The organism is Larkinella bovis (genome assembly GCF_042655385.1).
GTDB classification, from domain to species: domain Bacteria; phylum Bacteroidota; class Bacteroidia; order Cytophagales; family Spirosomataceae; genus Larkinella; species Larkinella bovis.
On sequence record NZ_JBHSMA010000003.1, the window covers coordinates 554,492 to 577,842 of the forward strand.

At 53.9% G+C, this 23,351-nt stretch carries 13 protein-coding genes and 1 pseudogene; 7 read left to right on the forward strand and 7 right to left on the reverse strand.

Features of this window, described 5'->3' with window-relative positions; all coding sequences use genetic code 11:
- Positions 1-14 precede the first annotated feature (14 nt).
- Positions 15-1,832, forward strand: a complete 1,818-nt coding sequence (locus tag ACFPMF_RS13450) for a RagB/SusD family nutrient uptake outer membrane protein (protein ID WP_379845678.1) — start codon at positions 15-17, stop codon at positions 1,830-1,832.
- A 72-nt stretch (positions 1,833-1,904) separates the two neighbouring features.
- Here ACFPMF_RS13450 and ACFPMF_RS13455 read toward each other — a convergent pair whose 3' ends face one another.
- The 4 genes from ACFPMF_RS13455 to nagB all read right to left on the reverse strand — a co-directional run bounded on the left by ACFPMF_RS13455 (position 1,905) and on the right by nagB (position 8,908).
- Positions 1,905-4,787, reverse strand: a complete 2,883-nt coding sequence (locus tag ACFPMF_RS13455) for a M16 family metallopeptidase (RefSeq protein WP_379845680.1) — start codon at positions 4,785-4,787, stop codon at positions 1,905-1,907.
- Between the two features lie 66 nt (positions 4,788-4,853).
- Entirely contained in the window at positions 4,854-5,999 is a 1,146-nt protein-coding gene (locus ACFPMF_RS13460; RefSeq protein WP_379845682.1) for an acyltransferase family protein, read from the reverse strand.
- A 188-nt stretch (positions 6,000-6,187) separates the two neighbouring features.
- Positions 6,188-6,841: a transposase gene (locus tag ACFPMF_RS13465; RefSeq protein WP_379845684.1), complete on the reverse strand. Its 654-nt coding sequence runs from the start codon at positions 6,839-6,841 to the stop codon at positions 6,188-6,190.
- Positions 6,842-6,949: 108 nt separating this feature from the next.
- Positions 6,950-8,908 (reverse strand): glucosamine-6-phosphate deaminase, encoded by a 1,959-nt coding sequence (gene nagB / locus ACFPMF_RS13470; RefSeq protein ID WP_379845686.1) that lies wholly within the window; start codon positions 8,906-8,908, stop codon positions 6,950-6,952.
- Positions 8,909-9,092: 184 nt separating this feature from the next.
- Here nagB and ACFPMF_RS13475 point away from each other — a divergent pair, with 184 nt between their 5' ends.
- The 6 genes from ACFPMF_RS13475 to ACFPMF_RS13500 all read left to right on the forward strand — a co-directional run bounded on the left by ACFPMF_RS13475 (position 9,093) and on the right by ACFPMF_RS13500 (position 18,862).
- Positions 9,093-10,115 (forward strand): S66 peptidase family protein, encoded by a 1,023-nt coding sequence (locus ACFPMF_RS13475; protein WP_379845688.1) that lies wholly within the window; start codon positions 9,093-9,095, stop codon positions 10,113-10,115.
- 167 nt (positions 10,116-10,282) lie between these two features.
- Positions 10,283-12,667: an ABC transporter permease gene (locus ACFPMF_RS13480; protein WP_379845690.1), complete on the forward strand. Its 2,385-nt coding sequence runs from the start codon at positions 10,283-10,285 to the stop codon at positions 12,665-12,667.
- Between the two features lie 183 nt (positions 12,668-12,850).
- The gene (locus ACFPMF_RS13485; protein ID WP_379845692.1) at positions 12,851-15,598 is read left to right on the forward strand and encodes a DUF1553 domain-containing protein; all 2,748 of its coding nucleotides are present in this window, start codon (positions 12,851-12,853) and stop codon (positions 15,596-15,598) included.
- A 4-nt stretch (positions 15,599-15,602) separates the two neighbouring features.
- Positions 15,603-17,099, forward strand: coding sequence for a DUF1501 domain-containing protein (locus ACFPMF_RS13490; protein WP_379845694.1), 1,497 nt, complete (start codon positions 15,603-15,605; stop codon positions 17,097-17,099).
- Positions 17,100-17,546: 447 nt separating this feature from the next.
- A complete protein-coding gene (locus ACFPMF_RS13495; protein WP_379845696.1) occupies positions 17,547-18,482 on the forward strand; it encodes a sugar phosphate isomerase/epimerase family protein in 936 nt (311 codons plus the stop codon).
- Between the two features lie 83 nt (positions 18,483-18,565).
- On the forward strand, positions 18,566-18,862 hold the full coding sequence (locus ACFPMF_RS13500; RefSeq protein WP_379845698.1) for a Dabb family protein: 297 nt from the start codon (positions 18,566-18,568) through the stop codon (positions 18,860-18,862).
- Positions 18,863-18,970: 108 nt separating this feature from the next.
- On the opposite strand, the pseudogene ACFPMF_RS13505 reads toward ACFPMF_RS13500, so the two are convergent.
- The 3 genes and pseudogenes from ACFPMF_RS13505 to ACFPMF_RS13515 form a co-directional block, all read right to left on the reverse strand.
- A pseudogene (locus ACFPMF_RS13505) lies at positions 18,971-20,509 on the reverse strand (serine hydrolase domain-containing protein).
- Between the two features lie 74 nt (positions 20,510-20,583).
- Positions 20,584-21,390 (reverse strand): helix-turn-helix transcriptional regulator, encoded by an 807-nt coding sequence (locus ACFPMF_RS13510; RefSeq protein WP_379845700.1) that lies wholly within the window; start codon positions 21,388-21,390, stop codon positions 20,584-20,586.
- Positions 21,391-21,793: 403 nt separating this feature from the next.
- On the reverse strand, positions 21,794-23,341 hold the full coding sequence (locus ACFPMF_RS13515) for a sensor histidine kinase (RefSeq protein ID WP_379845702.1): 1,548 nt from the start codon (positions 23,339-23,341) through the stop codon (positions 21,794-21,796).
- Positions 23,342-23,351 lie beyond the last annotated feature (10 nt).

Consider the following 23,351-nt stretch of genomic DNA (forward strand, 5'->3'; position numbering starts at 1 on the left):
TCATGAACATTCAAATGAATAAAAAACGCAGCCTTTGTCTGGGTGTCGTGGCGCTGGCCGCAACCGCTCTGACCAGTTGTGAAAAATCCTGGCTGGAGCCCAAACCCCTCTCGTTTTTTGCCCCCGAAAATACCTTTAACGACCCGGCCGGTCTGCGGGCTACCCTGGTGGCCTGCGAGCGTAACCTGCGCTATGAATGGTACGGGGATAACCCACCGCTGCTGACCGAATCCATTTTTTCGGATATCGCCGTGGAAGGAACTACCGATAAATCGGGACCGGCCCAGAATATGAATCTGCAGATTACGCCGGATGCCCAGCTTAACCACGTCGATTACAACCGAATTGGCTGGTACTGGCTGGAAGGCTACAAGGGCATCAAATACGCCAATGCGGCCATCACCCGGATCGATCAGCCAAAGTATAAGTCGGATGAAGAGAAAAATGCCATTCTGGGAACGGCCTATTTTCACCGGGCTTACCGGTATTACCGACTGACGCACCAGTTTGGCGATGTTCCGCTGATTCTGGAGGAGGTCAACACGCCCAAACTGGATTTCCAGTCGACCAAACGCGAGGTGATTCTGAAGCGAATGAAAGAAGACCTGGAGTTTGCCGAAAAGTGGGTACCGGCCGTTGCGGATAAAGGCACAGTCAACAAAGGCTCGGTAAGTCACCTGCTGACCAAGGTCAACCTGGCGCTGGGGTTATTCGATGATGCGATCAAGTCGGCGAGCAACGTCATCGAGGGCGGAACGCACAGCCTGATGAAAAACCGGTTTGGGGTCAATATGGCCGATGCCACCAAAAATGTCATCTGGGATTTACACCGCCCCGAAAACAAGGCGATTGCGGCCAACCGGGAAGGGTTGATGCTGGTGATCGACCGGCTGCTGATCGAAGGCAACTTTGATGGTGGTATTCAGATTATGCGGAATGCGGTTCCGTTCTGGTTCAATAATATCAATACACCCACCGGAAACCGGGGCACCATTGATACGTATAACATCGAGTTCGACCAGGTAACCTCCGTCGGACGGGGTATTGGCCGCCTGCGCCCGACCTGGTATTCGACGCACAGTGTCTGGGACGACAAAAACGATTTGCGCCACGCACCCGGTAACTGGATGCGGATGGAAGATCTGGTTTATAACAACCCGGCCATCAAAGGGCGAGATCCGTATTACGGCAAAAAACTGCAACTGCGAAACGATGCCGGTGCGGTGCTGACCATCGATACGATCCGGTGCTGGTTCGACTGGCCGGCTTACAAACTGTATATCCCCGACCCCGAGCGCCTTCAACCGACGGGCGGACATACCGACTGGTACGTGTTCCGGCTGGCTGAAACCTACCTGCTGCGGGCCGAAGCCCATTTCTGGAAGGGCGATCTGGTGAATGCTGCCAAAGACCTGAACGAAGTTCGGGCCCGGGCGGGTGCGGCTCCGCTGGCGCCGGCGGCCATCAACATCGGAACGATTCTGGATGAGCGGGCCCGCGAACTGTATTTCGAAGAACCGCGTAAAACCGAGCTGACCCGGATTGCTTACATTCTGGCCCAGACCGGTAAGCAGGCTTACAACGGAAAAACGTACAGCCTGACGAACTTTTCCGATAATAATTTCTTCTACGACCGGATTATGGAAAAGAGCAATTTCTATAACAAGGGCGTGAAAACCCGGCACGGTGATGAGTACAAAATCAGTCCGTACCACGTGCTTTGGCCCATTCCGCAGAACGCCATCGACGGGAACTCGAAGGGTATTATCAACCAGAACAAAGGATACTCGGGGTATGAACGCAATGTTCCGCCGTTGACGGAAATCAAGTAAAACGGCCCATTCTTAAAAACCGCAAAGCCCCGAAGATCGGGGCTTTGCGGTTTTTAAGAATGGGCAATGGAATTACGGTTTCCGCTCGGGCTGGAGCAGCAGTTTAATGAAATTCTTGCCGAAATACTGGTTGGCGGCCTGTTTGGTACTCTCTGGAGTGACCCGTTTCAGGTAGTCTTCTTCGTCCAGGATCTCGGTCGGGTCGTCGTTGTTGAAGTACTGGTTGGACAGGTAGCCGAGCCAGAAGTTGTTCTGTTTCAACTGAAGTTCGGTTTCGCGCCGGGTTTCGGCCTTGAACTTTTCGATGTCTTTCGGATCAGCCCCGTTTTGTTTGATCTTCTCAATTTCGGTCAGCGTCCGGTTGATCAGCTTGTCCACGTTTTCGGGCGCACAGCCAAAACCGATGCGGATGGTGTAGCGTTGTGCGGGAATTTTGGCGTACGCTCCACCGACGCTTACGCCGTATACCCCACTTTCTTCTTCGCGCAGGGTTTCGGTGAGTTTAATTTCCAAGGCTTCGGCCAGGGCGTCGATCTGGGTGGCATTCTCGGCATTCCAGACAAAATCCCCGCTAAACACCAACTGGACACTGCTTTTCGGTTCGATGCCTTTGGTGACCGTTTTTTCGATTTTCCCCGCCGGAGTCCGGATGCCCAGATCACGGTAGGTTTCTTTTCGATTCGTTACCGGCAATCCGCCCAAATACTTTTCAATCAGCGGTTTGATATCGTTTTCCTTGAAGCTGCCGACGAAGAAAAAGGTGAAATCACTGGCATCGGCGAAGCGGTCCTTATAAATCGCCATCGCACGATCGACGTTCACCTGATCCAATCGTCCGGGCGTCAGCGGCAACCGGCGGTAATGATAAGCGCCCAACAGCGATTGGACGGTATCCTGAAAGACCTTCTGGGGCGTTGGCGTAGCGAACTGGCTTTGCAAATAACTTTTCTGGTTCGACAGAAAACCCTTGATCACATCGGGGTCCTGCCGCGGGGCCGTAAAGTAGGCATAGACCAGTTGCAGAGCGGTTTCCAGGTCGTCGGGGGTGGTGCTGCCGCTGATGCCTTCGGTGGTTTCGCCGATGTAGGGCGACACGCTGACGGTTTTGCCGGTCAGGTATTTGCCCAGTTGAATCTGGTTGTACTCGCCGATCCCGCTCATCTGCGTGAGGGTTGAGGCAAACCGGGCCGATTCGAAATCCTTGTTGTCGTAGAGCGAGGTACCGCCCAGGCTGCTGGCCGAGAAGATGATCTGGTCGTTTTTGAAATCAGTGGGTTTCAACACCACCTTCACGCCGTTGCGCAGCGTCCATTCCGTCACCTTAATCTCCTTGATTTCTTTCGCGCTCGTCACCGGATTACCCACCGGCAGAGTCGGCAGCAGCGGTTTGTCGAGCGTTTTATCCACGTAGGCGGTCAGGTTTTTCCCGGCGTTATCGATCAGAGCCAGCACCTGTTTTTCGGTCGGCAGCTTGGCTTTGTCCTTCTCCGGTGCCATGATCACAACCGCCCGGTTTTCGGGCGTAATAAACTGTTTCGCCAGGTTGTTGACGTCGCCAACGGTGATGCCGTCCAAGTACTTTTTCAGAAAATCGTTGTAAAACGAAATGCTCATCGGAATATCGCCGTGCAGAAAATTCTCGACGTATTCGCTGACGTAGTTGGTCGAACGGGTTTTGTCGCGTTCACGGTAGGCCCGGTCGACGTATTTCTGGTACTGCTTCTTGGCGCGGTCGAGCTCGGTTTCGGTGAACCCAAAGCGATCGACGCGGGCATTTTCGTCCAGAATCGCCGTCACGGCCCGGTTTACATTCCCGTCCTTGGCAATGACGTACGAACTAAAGGCATCCTGATCGCCCAGAAAACTCCCGTAACTGCTGTAACCGGCCAGAAAGGGCGGGTCGGACTGCTGGGTGAGTTCGTTGATGCGGTTTCCGATCATCGAATTGAAGAGCACCCGTTTGATCGCTTCGCGAACGTCGTACAACGTTTTCTCCTTGATTTCGGGCCGTTTGTACATGATCTGCACCATCGTGTTCGGTTGTTCCGGGTCGGTCACGATGGCAATCTTGGTATCCTTATGGGGCGGAATCGGGTAGTTCAGGCGCGGTTTGGGATTCGTAGCCTTCGGAAGGCGACCGAATTTTTCCTTGATGATGCCTTCGACCCAGGCCAGATCGAAATCCCCCACGGCCACCACCGCCATCAGATCCGGGCGGTACCAGTCTTTATAAAACCGTTGCAATGCCTCCGGTTTGAAGGTTTTGATGATATCATCTTTCCCAATCGGCAAACGTTCGGCGTAGCGGGAATTGTTGAGAATCAGTGGGAAATAGGTTTCGCGCATCCGTTGCCCGGCCCCGCGCCCCGAGCGGGCTTCTTCCAGAATTACCCCGCGTTCTTTTTCAATCTCGGCGGGGTCCATCGTTACGTTATGTGCCCAGTCTTCCAGAATCTGGAACGCCTGTTCAAACAGCCGCACCGAATCGGTCGGAACAGGTAACTGGTAAATGGTTTCGTCAAAACCGGTGGATGCGTTGAGGTCGGCCCCAAACCGCACGCCGGATGATTGCAGAAAACTAATCAATTCATTTTTGGGAAAATTCTTGGTGCCGTTAAACGCCATGTGTTCCATGAAGTGCGCCAGTCCCTGCTGGTCGTCGGTTTCCAGAATCGACCCGGCATTGATGACCAGCCGCAGCTCCGCCCGGTTTTTGGGTTCGGTATTTTTGCGGATATAATAGGTCAGGCCGTTGGGCAGTTTGCCTACTTTTACGTCTGGATCGAACGGGATCGGTTGTTTAAGTTCAGCCGGTATTCCGGCTGCGACAGCCTTGGCGGGCAGTGTTTTGGCCGGAACTGCGGTTTTTTTTGGGGCGGTTTTCGCAGGCTGCTGGGCATTCACACCGGATGCCAGCAGCGAAAGCGCAAGCCCGGCGGCAAGAATCTTGTTCATTGTGTTAGGTTGGCGATACGGTTTATAGCGTGTCTACCGTATTCAACCCGAAATTAGTGGTATTATTTATACTTTAATAATGATTTTTTTCTGATACATTACGTAGAGGATTATAAACCAGATCAGTACGAAGGTCAGCGCCCCGGCCAGCGACGCGTTGTACGGGCTTTCGAAATAGGGCACGAAAAACGTCTGGTACAGCCACTCCTTGGCACCGATGTCCGTTCCGTCGGGCTGCGCCACCCGGATCAGGTTCAGAATCCGCGGAATTAACCCCGACAAAAAGAAAACCGTGATGGCATTGACGCCGAAAGCGACAAAGGGCCTTGTCCAGCGCCGATACCCCTGCACATCGATCAGCCAGTAACACAAGGCCAGGGCCTGCAACGCCAAACCGGACGTCAACAGGACAAACGAACTGGTCCAGAGCGACTTGTTGATCGGGAAAAAACCGTTCCAGATGTACGCCCCCAGCAGCGACAGGCAACCCGCTACGAATAGCCAGGCGGTTTTTTCGGCTTCGGAGCGGTTGCTTTTCAAGAGGGTTCCGGCCAGAATGCCCGACAGGCCGGTGGCAATTGCCGGCAGGGTGCTGAGCAGCCCTTCGGGGTCCCAGACTTTGGCGGTTTTCCAGAGGTGTTCGCCCAGCAGTGTCCGGTCGAGCCAGGCGCCGAGGTTGGTTTCAGGATCCAGATTGGCCGGGCCAAAAGCCGGGACGGGTACGAAGGTCATCAGAAGCCAGTACCCAACGAGCAAAATGGCAATCAGCCCGCTTTGGGTCCGGGTGGTGGTTTTGAGGTAAATCAGTGAACAGGCCAGATAAACGAGCGCAATTCGGGGTAACACGCCCGGAATTCGAACCGTCGAAAAATCAAATTTCGGAAACAGATTCAGAAACAGCCCCAGCCCGAACAGAATCAGGCTGCGCTTGACAATCTTCCCGACCAGTCCGGTTTTTTCCTTATTCTGCAGGGCGTACGAAATCGACACCCCGACGATGAACAGAAAAAACGGAAAAATCAGATCGGTGGGCGTCCAGCCGTGCCATTTGGCGTGGCCGAGCGGGGCGTAAATATGGCCCCAGTCGCCGGGATTATTGACCAGAATCATGGCCGCAACGGTGATACCCCGGAAGGTGTCGAGCGATAAAAGCCGGTTTGTACCCACGGACTTCAGTCCGTGTTTTTTTGGGATGAGAGAGAGTTGTTTCATACAGAGTCAATACCCTAAAATACGGACTAAAGTCCATAGGTACGTTAAATACGGACTAAAGTCCGTAGGTACGTTTTTTCAAGTAATGGTGTCGGGAGACTAAAGTCAGGTGGTACCCACGGACTTTAGTCCGTATTTTTTGGGAAGTGAGAGTAGTTTCATACAGAGTCAATACCCTAAAATACGGACTAAAGTCCGTAGGTACGTTCGTTTAGATAGTTGTAGGGCCAGTGGCGCCAGTCGGTTACCAAACCGGCTTGGACGGGGTTCTGGAGTATATAGTGAACAATATTTTTTAACTCCTGCTTGCTTCGCACGACGTGATCGTAGCTTTCCGGTTGCCAGAAAGCGCCAGAACGGCCCAGCATTTTATTGGCCTGATGGGCGGTATGGCCCTTAATCTGTTGTAAAACCGTATACAGTTGCTGATAATTCTGCCTGCCTGGTTGCGTTGTCTCCTCCCAATTCTCCAATTGAACAGCGAAATCGACGAGCAAATGGACGTGATTGGGCATGATACAATAGGCAATCAAATCATAGGCCAGGCCGTCGTACGACTTGATTTTGTCGGCAATGTGTTCCGCAATCGACCGGTTTTGGAGCCATCGGTTCCCGGACTGACACCGGTCTAAAATACCATTAATTTTGGCAAAATAGCGCTTATGCGCTTTGACAATAGCTTCTTGCGACGGCTGCTGAAGCTGGCGGAGAGCAGTGTGTCGTTCTTCAATGAGTCGCCGGACAGTATCGGCAGGTAGAGAACCCTTCAGACAAAAGGTTATAAAAAACGTTGCCCCAACATATTGCAGATGGGGCAGGTTTCGACGGTATTCGATTTTCATCCGTACCCACGGACTTTAGCCCGGTTTTAAAGTGACACCAGTTGCTAGTATTGGACGAATTTGCTGGTGTCGGGTCACACGGACTAAAGTCTGTGGGTACGGATCTGGTTAAAAATGCCAGCGGACGAAGGCTTCCATCGCTTCGTATTCGGCCAGACCGAGCTGGTTATACAGCCCGGCGGTTGCGCGGTTGCGTTCCTCGGCCCGTTGCCAGAATTCGCGCGAGTCGGTGCCCTGGTACACCACGCCGTCTTTCTGCGACTGGTGCTTGAAAATCCCGAGCCGTTTCCGCATCAGCTGATCGGGCGACATCGGTACGGCCATCTCAATTTCGTGAATATCCCACTCGGCCCAGGCGCCCCGGTAGAGCCACACCCAGCAATCCTGCATGAACGCTTCGTTTTTCAACCGGCGAACGGCTTCGAAAATGGCGTCCAGACAGACCTTGTGCGTACCGTGCGGATCGGCCAGGTCACCGGCAGCATAAATCTGGTGCGGTTTCACCTGCCGGATCACGTCCATCACCACCTGAATATCTTCTTCACCCAGCGGTTTTTTCTCCACCTTACCGGTTTCGTAGAACGGCATGTTCAGGAAGTGGGCGTTTTCGACCGGGATACCGACAAACCGGCAGGTGGCTTTCGCTTCCCCTTTCCGGATCAGTCCTTTGATATACCGGACCTCGTTCGTGTCCATTTCGCTGTCTTTTTTCACGCGCAGAAATTCGGCCGCATCCCTGAAAATCCGGGTGGCTTCCGGACTGTCGATACCGAATTTCTCGTTGAAATCGACGACATAATCGGCAAACCGCAGCGCTTCGTCATCGGCGACGGCGATATTACCCGATGTCTGGTAACCGACATGGACCTCGTGGCCCTGGTCGTGCAAGCGCTGGAACGTTCCGCCCATGGAGATGATATCATCGTCGGGGTGCGGGCTGAAAATCAGGCAGCGTTTGCTGGCGGGCAGGGCACGTTCGGGCCGGTTGGTATCGTCGGCATTGGGTTTTCCGCCCGGCCAGCCCGTAATCGTATGTTGGAGTTGATTGAAAACGTCGATGTTCAGATCGTACGCCTGACCCACCTGGGCGAGCAGATCGCTCATCCCGTTATCGTTATAATCCTTGTTGGTCAGCTTCAGAATCGGTTTGCCCAGCGTCCGCGACAAATACGTCACGGCTTTCTTGATCATGTGGTTATCCCATTCGACGGTATCGACGAGCCAGGGCGTTTGCATCCGGGTGAGATCCGATGCGGCCGCCTGGTCGATGACAAACAGGGCGTTCGGGTGGGTTTGCAGGTACGAGGCCGGAACCTGTTCGGTTACGGTGCCTTCCAGCGCAGCCCGGATCACCGGCGCTTTGCGTTCTCCCCAGGCCAGCAACACAATTCGTTTGGCACTCAGAATCGGGGCAACCCCCATCGTAATGGCTTTTTTCGGGGTTTTGGCCAGGCTACCAAAGTCCCCAGCCGCAGCCGCCCGCGTCGAGTGGTCGAGCATCATCAGGCGGGTGTGCGAATTGATCAGGGAACCCGGTTCGTTGAATCCGATATGACCGTTCCCCCCGATACCGAGCAGTTGAAAGTCCAGACCGCCATACGATTGAATTTTTTCTTCGTACGCCCGGCTGAATTCGGACACTTTATTCGCCGGAACCGTTCCGTCCGGAATGAAATAGTTGCCTTCCGGGATATCGACGTGATCGAATAACTGCTCCTTCATGAACCGTACGTAGCTTTGCAGCGAGTCGGGTTCCATCGGATAATATTCGTCCAGGTTGAAAGTTACCACATTGCGAAAGCTCAGGCCCTCTTCGCGGTGCTGCCGGATAAGTTCGGCGTAAACCGTCTTGGGGGATGAACCGGTGGCCAGACCCAGCACGCACGGCTGGCCTTTGGCCTGCTTTTCGCGAATCAGTTCAGCGATTTCGCGGGCAACGGCACGGGAGGCATCTTTCGCATCGGCGTAGATGTGGGTGGGGATTTTTTCGTAGGTGATGGCCGATTGAACAGGTTCACCCGGTTGACGACCCGACGCGTTCTCGATAACGGAAGGTTCAGTAATCATAACGGAAAGATAAATTGTGGTTCGAGCGGAGCGGCAAAATTCGGCATATTGATCGGGATCACCAATAAAAATATTTTAAATTTTTTTAAAAAATGCCGGTAGTCCCCAAATTACGGAATCCCGGCGGATTCTGACTTATCTTGTTACGGTTTTCAACGCATCTTGTACTACTGACTTATTTAAAATGTCGTTTTCCCGCCGAAACTTTCTGCAAACGTTGACGGCAGCCGCTGCGACCACGGCTTTTCGTCCACCGGTTTCCGCCCTGAAACCGCCCCGGCTGAAACCGGGAGATACGGTTGCGCTGGTTGGCCCGGCGGCTCCGGCCTTCACGCACGAAACGGTACAGGTTGCGGTGGAATCCCTGCAGGCGCTGGGCTTCAAAACCGTCATTGCCAAACACGTTTTCGACCGCTACGGCTACCTCGCCGGAACTGATGCCGACCGCGCGGCTGACCTGAATACGATGTTTGCCGACGCCAGTGTACATGCCATCATGGCCATGCACGGCGGCTGGGGGTGCGCCCGCCTGTTGCCGCTGCTTGACTACAACCTGATCCGGCGGAATCCGAAAATTCTGGTGGGCTACAGCGATATTACGGCGTTGCTGCTCGGTATTTATGCCCAAACCGGTTTGGTGACCATGCACGGCGCGGTGGGGTCGGCGACGTTCAACCCGTTTACCGTCCAGTATTTCCGGCAGACGCTGATGGATGGACAGGCGGTTTTGATGGAAAATCCGCGCGACAAGGGCGATTTGCTGGCGCAGGTCAAAGACCGGGTCACGACGCTGCATCCCGGCAAGGCCCGTGGCCGGTTGCTGGGCGGCAACCTGACGGTTCTGAGCCATTTGATGGGGTCGAAGTATTTGCCCGACTGGAAAGGAAGTATTCTGTTTCTGGAAGATGTTGGCGAAGATGTGTACCGGATGGACCGGATGATTACGCAACTCAAGCTGGCGGGGGTGTTGGATGAAATCAGCGGTTTTGTCTTCGGGAAATGCACCGACTGCGAACCCGGTAAAGGCTACGGCTCCCTGACGCTGGAAGACGTGTTTCGCGACCACATCGTTCCGCTCAGAAAACCGGCTTATTCGGGCGCAATGATCGGCCATATTACGCACAAATTTACGGTTCCGGTGGGCATCGAAGCCGAAATGGATGCCGGGGCCGGAACGATCCGGCTGCTCGAACCGGCGGTGCGCTGAATGATTGTCCACTAGCGGTCAATGAAACCGTCCATTTACGGACAGTCTTCGAATGTGGTAGGTGTTAATTGTCTGACAGTAAGGTATTTAGTTGTTTGGTATGGCGTTTGGGAGTAAATGGAGAAGAACGCAGAAATACGGTTTTATCACGTCAACAATCTACGATCATGCTATACAATTACCTGAAAATCACGCTCCGGACCTTCTGGAAAAACAAGCTGTTCAGCGGACTCAACGTGGTTGGGCTGGGCATCGGCATGGCGGCTGTTGGCCTGATGGCACTGTATGTACTCAATGAATGGAGCTACGACCGGTTTCATGCCAAAGCCGACCGCATTGTTCGGGTGGTGCACTACGCCCAGTGGCCGGGCGGCAATCTCAAACTGGCCCCGACCTCGGCTCCCTACGGACCTGCCCTGAAAAACGAATACCCGGAAGTAGAGAAAGTCGTTCGGATTCACCCGGAAGGCGGGGGAACTGTGACGTTTCAGGACAAAAAAATAGAGGCCAACGATATCTTTTTTGCGGACCCAACGGTATTTGACGTGTTTACCCTGCCATTTCTGTACGGCAATCCGGCTTCGGCCCTGCAAAAACCGCAAACCATCGTGCTGACCCGCCAGCTGGCCGAAGCCCTGTTCGGGGATGCCAGCAAAGCCGTCGGCCAAACCGTCGAGTTCAGCAACCGTTTTCCCAATACCGTCACGGGCGTTATCGAGGATGTACCCACCAATTCGCATTGGAGATTCAGCGCCTTGCGCTCGCTCCCCGCTAATTATACCAGTGGCTGGCAGAATTTTGAACTGTATACCTACCTGCTGCTGGCGGAGGGCAGCAATGCCGAAACGCTGGAAGCCAAGCTGCCCGGTTTTTTCCGGAAATACATCAAACCGGAGATGGGCAATGTCGATTACCGGATGGAACTCCAGCCGCTGACCTCGATTCACCTGCACTCGCACCTGGATTATGAGATCGGCCCGAACGGCAATGCGCGGACGGTTTCCATCTTTGCGGGGGTGGCGGCCCTCATTCTGCTGATTGCCTGCATCAATTACGTGAATTTATACACCGCCCGCTCGCTCAAACGCACCCGCGAGGTGGGCGTTCGGCAGGCCATTGGGTCGTACCGGTGGCAACTCATCGGCCAATTCCTGACCGAATCGATGTTGATGACATTTCTCGCGGGACTGGTGAGCATGGCGCTGGTGGGAGCCGCCCTGCCGTATTTCAATCAATTGGCCGATAAATCGCTTTCCATTCGCAGTGTTCCCGCTACGCTGCTGGTCGTTACCGGTTTTTCCCTGGTCATTGGGGCGCTGAGTGGTCTGTACCCCGCCCTGCTATTGTCGGGATTTCGGCCCGTTGCCGCTTTGCGCGGGCTGGTGGGCGAGCAGTCGGGCCGGGCGCTGTTCCGGCAGTCGCTGGTGGTGTTTCAGTTTGTTGCCGCCATTGCCCTGATTGCCTGTTCGGGTCTGGTCTATCGCCAGATGCAGTTTGTGATGCACAAGGATTTGGGTTTCAATAAAGAGCAGGTGCTGACGTTCCACATTGACAATCAGGAGGCTCGGCAGCGTGTCGAGGCCCTCAAGGAAGCCCTGTTGCGTAATCCCGTGATTCAGGGTGTGTCGGCGGCTTCGAATCCGATTGGTAATAACAACATCGGTGGTAATGGAATGTTCTTTGAGCATAACGGCGTCATCGCATCCAGCAGCCAGGTTGTTCAGAAATTTTTGGTCGATGCGGATTTTCTTAAAACCATGGAGATCAAGCTGCTTGCGGGGCGGAATTTTTCGGAATCCTTCAAAAGTGACCAGCAGGGAGCGGTCCTGGTGAACGAAACGCTGGTGAAACAACTCGGCTGGGAAAAGCCGGTCGGAAAGCGGTTAAAGTATTACATTGACAATGAAAAAAATACCGCTGAGGCCCGGGTGATCGGCGTGGTCAGGGATTTTCATATTTATTCGCTGCAGCATAAAATCGAACCGCTGGTGTTGCAAATGCCTCCGCCGGCCGAAAAAGACAATGTCTATGTTCGAATCCAGCCCGGCAACGTGACCGACGCGCTGGCCCATATCCGGTCGGTCTATCGAACCTTCGACCCGGCCAATACCCCGGAGTTTCATTTCCTGGATGAAAACTTTTCGCGGCAGTATAAGGCGGAACAGAAACAGGGGCAAATCTTGCTGACCTTCACAGTGTTGGCGGTGGTGATTGCCTGTCTCGGCCTGTTTGGGCTGGCAGCTTTTGCGGCCGAACAGCGGACCAAGGAAATTGGCGTTCGCAAGGTGCTGGGGGCTTCGGTAATCAGCATCGTTGCACTTCTGTCCAAAGACTTTCTGAAGCTGGTGGTTATCGCGATTGTCCTGGCGACGCCCATTGCCTGGTATGCCATGAGTCAATGGCTGCAAAGCTTTGAATACAAGCTCGAACCGGCCTGGTGGCTGTTTGGGCTGGCGGGTTTGCTCGCCATCGTGGTGGCCTTCCTGACCGTGGGTTTCCAGAGCGTCAAAGCCGCTTTGACCAATCCGGTGGAAAGTCTGCGCAGCGAGTAATGAGTTAACGTATATTCAGAATCTCCTTTGGAGTGGCTTAAATAGCTGAATCATTCCAGGTATTATCTGCATTTAACAAGGAAAAGTCAGGAGTTTTTATAAATTTTGTACTTCTTATTATATATACATTACCGGTTTCGCACTCTTTATCAAGAGTCGATAACTAGAACCTGAACCCTTGTTATGAAACCTCAACTCCTGGTGGTTGGTGGGTTGGCCGTGGTGGTTGCGCTTACACTTTCGTCGTTTCTCGGAATTTTCGAGGACAAAGTGGATTTTAACACCCAAATCAAACCCCTGCTCAATAAAAACTGCATTGCCTGCCACGGGGGCGTCAAAAAAGCGTCGAACTATAGTCTGCTGTTCAAACACGAGGCCCTGGCACCGGCCAAATCCGGTAAACACGCCATCGTGCCCGGCGACGCCGACGCCAGCGAACTGATTCGCCGGCTCACCCTGACCGATCCTGAGGAACGGATGCCGCTGGATGCGCCCCCCCTAAAACCGGAAGAAATCGAATTACTCCGAAAATGGATCGACCAGGGCGCCGAATGGGGCGATCACTGGGCGTACCAACCCGTTGAAAAACCGGATGTCCCGCAAATCGGTACATTTTGGTCCAGACTCGGACTGACTGAAAATGATGAATTGCAGTGGGCGAAAAACGAAATCGACCATTTTGTACTGGATAAACTCAACGCCGAAGGGCTAAAACCGTCGCCCGAAGCCGACCGCGCCACGCTTCTCCGTCGGGTGTCGCTCGACCTGACGGGTTTGCCACCGACGGAACAGGAAGTTGCTGATTTTGTGGCGGATCAATCGCCCAATGCGTACGAAAAAGTAGTAGACCGTTTGCTGGCGTCGCCCGCGTACGGCGAACGCTGGACGGGCATGTGGCTCGATCTGGCCCGCTACGCCGACACCAAAGGCTACGAACGCGACCCCGGCCGGACCATCTGGCGGTACCGCGACTGGCTCATCAAAGCCTTCAATCAGGACAAACCGTTCGACCAGTTTACCGTTGAACAACTGGCGGGGGATTTGCTGCCGAATCCAAGCGACGATCAACTGGTGGCGACCGGTTTTCACCGCAACACGATGACCAACGACGAGGGCGGTACGCAGGACGAAGAGTTCCGGGTGGCGGCCGTCATCGACCGCGTGAACACGACCTGGGACGTCTGGCAGGGCACCACGTTTTCGTGCGTGCAGTGCCACAGCCACCCCTACGACCCGTTTGTGAACGACGAATATTACAAGTACCTGGCCTTCTTCAACAACTCCCGCGACGAGGACGTCACGACCGAAACGCCGACGCTGCGGTTTTATAAGACCGAAGATTCGCTGAAAGTGGCAGAATTGCACGGCTGGCTGAAAAACCGGCTGAGACAACCCCAGCCGGTGCAGGACTGGATGCGGTTTGTCCGGATCATCGAACCGAAAATCAATTCGCACGACTTTGACCAGTATGTGAATGCGTCGCTGCTGGATGCCAAGTTTTTCGGCATGCAGGATGCCGGTTCGGGACGGATCAAAAACATCGACCTGACGGGCAAAAACCGGCTGATCATGCAGTGGGGGACCAAAGCCAAAAATTGTGTGCTGACGCTGCACCAGGACAGAATCGACGGACCGGTTTTGCTCACCGTCCCAACCCCAACGAACGGCCGCGACACGACCATGATTTTTGCGCTACCGGCGGTTTCGGGGCGGCACGATCTATACCTGACGCTGCACAGCCCGGAAACGCCGAAAGACTGGGTGCAGATCAAGTGGGTGTCGTTTCAACCGGCCCTGCCCGACCAGCCCCTGACCCAATTGGGCGAAATGGACCTCAAACTGCTGGCAATTCTGAATACCCGGCCCGAATCGACGCCCATCATGCAGGAAGGAACCGGCGACCTGGCCCGGAAAACCCACGTTTTTCAGCGGGGTAACTGGCTCGTGAAGGGGAAAGAAGTGAAGCCGGATGTGCCAAAATCACTGCCGCCGATGGCGAAGGAGTTGCCCAAAAACCGCCTGGGGCTGGCGAAATGGATGGTCAGCCGCGAACAACCGCTGACGGCGCGGGTGGCCGTCAACCGGTTTTGGGAGCAGTTGTTCGGCACCGGCATTGTCGAAACCGTCGAGGATGTGGGCACCCAGGGCCTTCCGCCGACCCACCGCGAACTGCTCGACTGGCTGGCGGTGGAGTTCATGGAAACCGATCAGTGGCACGTCAAGAAATTGCTGAAACGCCTGGTGTTGTCGGCGACGTATCGCCAACGGTCCGACGTATCGCCGGAACTGCTCGCCAAGGATCCGTTCAATAAACTACTGGCGCGCGGTCCGCGCGTTCGGCTGGCGGCCGAGCAGGTCCGCGATCAGGCGCTGGCCGTGACCGGTTTACTGAGTAAAAAAATGTATGGTCGGAGCGTGATGCCGCCCCAGCCCGACGGCATCTGGCAATCGCCGTACAGTGGAGAAAAGTGGCTGCTGAGTGAGGGGGAAGACCGCTACCGCCGGGCGTTGTATACCTACTGGAAACGGACCGCGCCGTATCCGTCGATGATCACCTTCGACAGCCCCAGCCGGGAGTTCTGCCAGTTGCGCCGACTGCGGACCAATACGCCCTTGCAGGCCCTGGTGACGCTCAACGACCCGGTTTACGTGGAAGCCGCCCAACGCCTGGCCGAAACGATGAAAGGGCGCGGAACAACGCCCGAACAGCAGATTCAGTCCGGTTTCCGGTTGATTATGCTCCGGGATCTGGCTCCGAAGAAACTGGCGGTTTTGACGAAACTCTACCGCTCTACCCAAACCTATTACCAGCAACATCCCGACGAAGCGAAAAAGCTGCTGGCCTGCGACGAAGCAACGCCCCAACTGGCCGCGCTGACCGTGACGGCCAACACCATGCTGAACCTGGATGAAGTGATTACCAAAGAATAAACCGATGAACAAACTCCTCAAAGAACTTCAGAAAGCGGCTCTGCAACGCGAAACCCGACGGCATTTTCTGCACACCTGTTCAACGGGGTTGGGCGCAATGGCCCTGGGGTCGGCCCTGACGAGCTGCGGTTTTTTTGATAAAAAAGAAGACAGGCTGGCCGCCGGTGCCACAGCCCCGAACGAACCGATGATGCCGCGCCCTTCGCAATTTTCGCCGAAAGCCAAGCGGGTGATTTACATCCACATGGCCGGGTCGCCCTCGCAGCTGGAGTTGTTCGATTACAAACCGGAACTGGTGAAATACCACGGCAAAGACTGTCCGCAGGAGTTGCTGGAAGGGAAGAAGTTCGCCTTCATTCGGGGGGTTCCGAAAATGCTGGGGCCGCAGGGTAAGTTCGCCCAGCACGGCCAGTCTGGTGCCTGGATTTCGGACTATCTGCCGCATTTGCAGACGGTGGCCGATGAGGTGACATTCATTAAATCGATGTATACCGACCAGTTCAACCACGCTCCGGCGCAGCTCCTGATGCATACGGGTGCGGCCCGTTTGGGGCGGCCCAGCATTGGCTCCTGGGTGACCTACGGCCTGGGGTCGGAAAATGATAATTTACCCGGTTTTATTGTACTGGCGTCGGGCGGCAAACAGCCGGATGCGGGCAAGTCGGTCTGGGGCAGCGGTTTTCTGCCGACGGTGTACCAGGGCGTGCAGTGCCGCACCGACGGGGATCCGGTTTTGTACGTTTCGGATCCGCAGGGCATGAACCGCGATATTCGGAAGCAAACCATCGACGCGATCAACGACATCAACCGGCAGCAGTACGAAGACGTGAAAGATCCGGAAATTCTGACCCGGATTTCGCAGTACGAAATGGCCTTCAAGATGCAGATGTCGGTGCCCGACGCGATGGACATCAAGAGCGAGCCCGACTACATTCTGAATGCCTACGGCGTCGATCCGAACAAGGGCTCGTTTGCCCGGAATTGCCTGCTGGCTCGTCGGTTGGTGGAACGCGGGGTGCGGTTTGTGCAGTTGTTCGACTGGGGATGGGATACGCACGGCACCAGCAAAGACGGTTCGATCGAAACCGGGTTGCGGGATAAGTGCACGGCTTCCGATCAGGCGGTAACGGCTTTGTTGAAGGACCTGAAACAACGCGGTTTGCTCGACGAAACGCTGGTGGTTTGGGGCGGTGAATTTGGCCGCACACCCATGCAGGAAAACCGCGACGGCCAGACGCTGCCGTTCATGGGCCGCGATCACCACCTGGATGCGTTCACGGTCTGGATGGCGGGCGGTGGCGTCAAGCGCGGGTTCAGCTACGGCGAAACCGACGACATTGGGTATTACGCTACCAAAGACAAAGTACACGTGCACGATTTGCAGGCCACGATTTTGCACCTGCTTGGCTTCGATCATACTAAACTCACGTACCAGTTTCAGGGCCGCCCGTTCCGCCTGACGGACGTGGCCGGGAAAGTCGTCAAACCGGTTTTGGCGTAGCGAATCGCGGCCGGGCCACGGAGGCCGGGCTGCGGAGGCATTAGCCGTGGAATTTTCGTACACCAGGTGATAGGAAAGCGTACGGGTTTTCACCCATAACAGGATACGGGGCCGATCAGGCCCCATTGTTTTTTCAACCCCAGACTCCTTTAAAACCCGCCACGGGGCTACCGGAAAATAAGGGTTCTACGGGCTGCGACAGAAACTTTTTCCGGGATTTTACTCCTGTTTTCGTTATGATTCTGTATTAAATGACGAAAAAATAGCAGTTGTTCTGTGTAACAATCAGGGGGCCAATCCCAAAATACCGTATCATTGCGTTTAGAATACATATTGATAAAACCGCTTTCCGGGCAACCGGGCCGCCGTTGTCACAGGCTGTAATCGGTTGTAATCCTGTCCGGTGGGGGAATCAGTTTTCGAAACCATTTTCAGTACACTTAACATATGATGAATCGCAGAAATTTTCTCGGAACGTCGCTGGGAATCAGTGCGTTTTCGGCACTGGCCCTGACGGCCTGCAACCGCTCAACGTCCGGCTCTGAGTCGGGTGCCGATTCGAGCGCGACAGCCGGAGCCGAAACCACCCCCAAAATCAAAACCATCGGTTTGCAGCTCTACACGCTCCGGGATGACATTCAGAAGCAGGGCATCGAAGCCATTCTGCCGCAGGTGGCCAGTCTGGGCTACAAGGAGGTCGAGAACTTCGGGTACAATGGCGGAAAATTCTTCGGTAAAACCCCGGCGGAATACCTCAAAATTTTAAAAGACAGCGGCTTGTCGGCACCCAGTGGGCATACGCTGACCGCGCGCTCGAAACAGGCCGGGCCGATGGATGGACTGACCAAAAACTGGCAGAAAGTGGTAGACGATGCGGCTGCCATCGGGCAGGAATACCTCGTCATTGCGTACCTGTTTGACGACGAACGCAAACCGGATGACTACAAACAACTGGTCGAATTGCTGGCGAAAGGCGAGGAAGTGGCCAAAAAGGCGGGTCTGACGCTCTGCTACCATAACCACGATTTCGAATTCAACGAACGGGTGGATGGCCAGATGCCCTACGAACTGATTCTGAAAAATACGACGGTGCCAATGGAAATGGATTTGTACTGGATTCTGAAAACCGGGCAGCAACCGGCCGATTATTTTGCCAAATACCCGGGTCGCTTCCCGCTCTGGCACGTCAAGGACATGGCCAAAACGCCCGAAAAGGAGTTTGCCGAAGTCGGCACCGGCTCGGTCGATTTTGCCGCCATTTTTGAAAAAAGCAGCGAGGCTGGTCTGAAACACTATTTTGTGGAACAGGATATCTGCAAACGCCCCCCGCTGGAAAGTATCAAAATCAGCATCGACCACATCCAGCAAGCCACCTGGGGGTGAGCAATACCGTTTAGGGTTTAAAGTTGATCGTTATAACCGGTTTCAATGATCAACTTTAAACCATTTTAACCTTTCAAACTACGATGATTCGTCATACGGTTACCTTCAAATTAAAACATATCGCTGGCTCGGACGCGGAGCGCAACTTCCTGAACGAAGCCCGGAAACTGGCCGCCCTTCCGGGTGTTGAGCAATTCGAGTGTCTGAAACAGATCAGTACCAAGAATCCGTATGACTTCGGCCTGTCGATGGAATTTGCCAATCAGGAAGCTTACGATCAATACACTAATCATCCCGACCATGTGCGGTTTGTGCAGGAAATCTGGCTGAACGAGGTCGATCAGTTTCTGGAAATCGATTACACGCCGTATACGGATTAAGGTCGTAAAAAAGAATCGTCCCATTTCCAGGGGCCTGATGACGAGCTCATATAAAGCCCGCTAAAAACCGTGATGCGCTTGTCGCCAGCCTGGGTAATGGAAGGCAACTTAGTGAGCTTTTTGCGCTGTCATCGAACGGCGACCATTCGTCAATACTAACCGTTCTATGTGCCCTTGATTCGGGTCACGAACAAACTGATAAGCGAGACGATTCGAGAAAAGAAAAAATTCCAGGTCGCTGGCTGGATACAGCCGTTCCCAATGGGCATCCGCATTTCCCTTGATCTCCAAATGGTTTTCGACTTGCCGAACGATCAGACTGGATTCCTCATTAAAGCGGTATTCGCCCACATAGTGAGCTAACTGACTGGCGGACAGAGTCGCTATTTTTTTGACAACCGGTTTATAATAACCGTTCCAATTGTAAACACGGGCAATGCTATTCAGAATTTCATAAACTATTTCGTAGCTATCCGAATTGACCATCACCACGGCGCCTTTTCCCGTATGTAAACCCGCTACAAAATCACAATTAAAACCGGCATTGCTTCCGTTATGGCCAAACATAGGTTCCGTTTCCTGATTCGACAGAAAAAAGCCTAAGGCCACCCTGGAGGAATCTAAATAAGGCGTAAGCATTTTTTGGGCCGTTTCGGCCCGTAGGAAACTACCCGGTTGCCCCTTGACGGATTGCTGAATAGCAATGATAAAGCGGGCCAGATCCGTAGGCGTTGTCCATAAACCATCGGGTGCCAGTTCGGGGTAGATATGGTACTTTCCTTTCAGGGCTTCCGCTTTTTCATTATACCCCGTAGCGGCCCATGCGGCCTGGTGGTCCGGTAAGGGTTGAGAAAAACTACTATGGACCATGTTAAGTGGTTTTAATACCGTTTCGGCTAGTAAAGCCGGATAATCACCTCCTATTTTGTCCTCCAGAATTTTGCGGGTAATGACGGTTCCACCACCGTAATACTAGTATCTCACCCCTGGTTTAGCAATGGGTTTGATGGCGGGGTTGGTCGCGGGTCGCTGGCCACGAAGGATCTGGTTCAAAGTGGGGAGGGTATCCCCGGAAGAATACCCGGCAAAGCCATGAACGCTTATTCCCGCCGTATGACTCAATAAATGAGCTAGCGTAATGGATTGGTTTTGAGAGTGTTCATTTTCCGGTAACGTCCAGCTTTTAAGATAAGACCGAATGTCAGCCTCCAATGACAGCGCCCCCCGCTCGACAAGTTTCATGATGGCTACGGCATTAATCGATTTACTAATGGAAGCGGCCTGAAATAAGGTGGTGGGGGTTGCAGACCGTTTTTCGGCCACATCGGCCAGACCGTAGGCCTTGGCCCATTCCAGACGCCCTTCGTTAATGACAGCAATCGAAACGGCTGGTAGTTGGTACGCCTTCATGCGTTCCACCAGCGAAAAGCTCGTAAAAGTGCTATCCTGAAATTGCATCCAGGGGCTGAGTCCTTGCTCTACCTGCCTGATGCGATCGGAAACGGTTTGGGCGTTGCCAGGGCTAAAAAGACAAGACAACCCGCTGAAAAAGAGGATCGAAAGCCGTTTTTGCAACCAAACAGAATGCGTGGTATGATGGGAAGTGAATCGACGAGGATCCAACTGGGAAACAGGTGCAGACGACATAATGACAATACGTAGCTTAGTAGTTGAAAGAGTCTGCAAGCTAGTCCCTGGATTTAATAAAAAATTGAACGAAATTAGCCTGGTGAGGGGACTCCCAAGTGCTGATAACGCTTAGGAGTAAAGCCGGTCAACTGCTGGAACGTACGGGAAAAGTGACTTTGATCGGCGAATCCGCATAGATAGGCAATTTCGGTCAGCGAGAGGGTAGACGTTCTCATCAACTGAAGCGCCTTGCTAACGCGTAGCGTGCGAATATACTCACCCAGGGTACAATGAAAATAGCGCGGGAAGTATTTAGAGATCGTAACGGGGTGGATACCCGTTTCTAACGCCAGGTCTTGGAGCGTTAGGGGCTGATTCCAGGAATCCTGCAAGAGTTCCTCAATTCGCTCTACCCATCGGGGTTTTACCGTTTTCAAGACCTTGTCCGGTGTCAGAGCAACCAGGAGCATTCCTACCGATGGGGCCAGGAAATTATCATTGATGATACATTCTTTATAGAGCCGTATCATCGTCAGCGCTACATTGGGATTTTTCAAGATTCCCTGACCAAGAACGTCTTCACTTAGTTGGTACTGCTTCAGTAGGGTACCGGCGATTTCGAGGTTGATATGTTGAGCCGGAAACCGTTTCTGAATGGTCTGATGCGCTTCGCCTGCATGATAAAACGTAACCGATCCCGGTCCCCTTTCCAACTGCGTGGCCTTTCTGCGTTCGACATTGCCACCCTGTAACACGAAGCTGATGTGGGCTTCGGGATGATAATGCATAGCGGCCGTTCGCTCGTTTGCCGGGTAAGCCGTTCGATTGAGGCTGATACCGTTTCCCTGAAAAAAGTGGAGTCTTTCTCCCAGACAATCTCCTGTTTGTAAGGCGATCATTCCCCAAGTGGTTAATTTTACAAAAGACACCATGGACCCGCAGGCGTTGCACGAGCGGGCGTATTATCGGTCCTCTTCAAGGGGTATACCTATTGATGAAGGCGTTCGCGTGGAGTGCTGCTGGTTGCTAGTTTTAACACCCGCCTGGTCTACAACGGGAGCGACCGGCGCTCCCGGTTTTGGGTGGGCCACCGGAACCGCGCTGGTGAGTGCGCCGGGACTTTCGGTGCAATCACCAGCAAAAAAGCCCGGAACGGGTCCGGGCTTGCTTAATAGAGATGGTAAGTGAACGGTATTCCTTGTACGGATCCCTCGCCATCCGGCGATTTTTGCGTACCCGCAGCACTAAAAGCAGGTACCTCCCTTTTACTACTGACCCATACCTTAAATTCTAAGGGAGCCACTAAGCCGGGAAATACACCTGAAACGCAGCGCCCAGTCCCGGCTGGCCCAGGGCGGTAATGGCTCCCCCGTGATTTTCGGCTACTTTCTGGCAAATGGCAAGCCCGATGCCCGTGCCTTCGTATTCGTTCTTGGTGTGCAATCGCTGAAACATCTGGAAGATCCGCTCGGTATTTTTCGGGTCAAAACCGATCCCATTATCGGCCACATCGATCCGGAAAAACCGGGTGGCTTTCATTGTGCCCGGAAGCTGGATCTGCACAGGCAACTCCTCGCGAGCCATTGCCTGGCAGGTGATCGTAATGACCGGTTGTATATTCGGGCGACGAAATTTGAGCGCGTTACTGAGCAGGTTCTGAAACAGTTGCCCCAGTTCAACCGCGTCGCCGGTGATGATTGGCATGGGTTCGATGCGGACCGTGGCTTTCGTTTCCTGAATAACCGGGTCGAGGTCACTGAGCACGTCTGCGAGCACTTTGCCCAGCGGAACGGCCGTTAATTCGTGGGGCTGGGTGTTGATTCGGGAATACATGAGCAGGTCGCGAATCAGATTCGACATGCGCTGGGTGGCCAGGTTCAGCCGCCGGAGAATGTCTTTCGCATCCGGGTCCAGGCTGAGGCCGTACTGGTTGGCCAGTATATCGCCAAAAGACTGAATTTTGCGCAGCGGAGCCTGCAAATCATGGCTGGCAACATACGCGAACGATTGCAGACTCTGGTTGGACCGCAGCAGGGCTTCGTTTTTTTGCTGCAATTCGTTTTCGGTTTTCTTCTGATCGGTAATGTTCATGAACGTGACCACAATGCCATCGCCCTGTTTGACCGCCGAAACCTCAAACCAGCCTTCCAGCCCCACGTCATCGCGGTAATAAGCAATGCTGCTTTCCGGCTGACCGGTTTCCGTAACCCGCACGTAGAGGTCGAAAAAACCGTTGTCGGCATTGCCCGGGAACACTTTTAACAATTGCCGCCCTTCCACCTGGTCGGGCGTCATGTTGTTACTCCGCAAAACCGCCTTGTTGGACATAACCATCAGAAAATCAATGATTTTTGCTTCCTCGTTGCGGATGGCTGTCATGTAAAAAATACTGCTGATTGAGGCATCGAGCGTCGCTCGCAGCTGGAGGGCCTGCGCTTCGAGGGCCAGCTGGGTGCGTTTGTAAGCGGTAATATCGGTATACGTAACCACCAACGAATGTTCGTATCTACTGATTAGTAAATCGAACCAGCCATCGATTCCATCGGCCTGGTATGGCACTTCGGGAACCCGCTGCGTCTGGCCGGTCATCAGCACCGTTCGGTACAAATCCAGCCATCCGCTGCTTTTGGCCTGGGAAAAATACCCCAGAAAGCTTCGACCAAGGAGGGCTTCCGGGGTTTGCCCTAAAACCGCAGCGCCCGCCGGATTGACGTAGGAAAACCGGAAATCCGTGAACTGTCCGGTAGCATCATAGACCGCATCAAACACGGCCACACCGGTTTGGCTGTTGGCAACGATCTGATCAAAAAGAGGAGCATTCCCAAAACGATCCGTAGGAGATACAGGCATATAATATTGG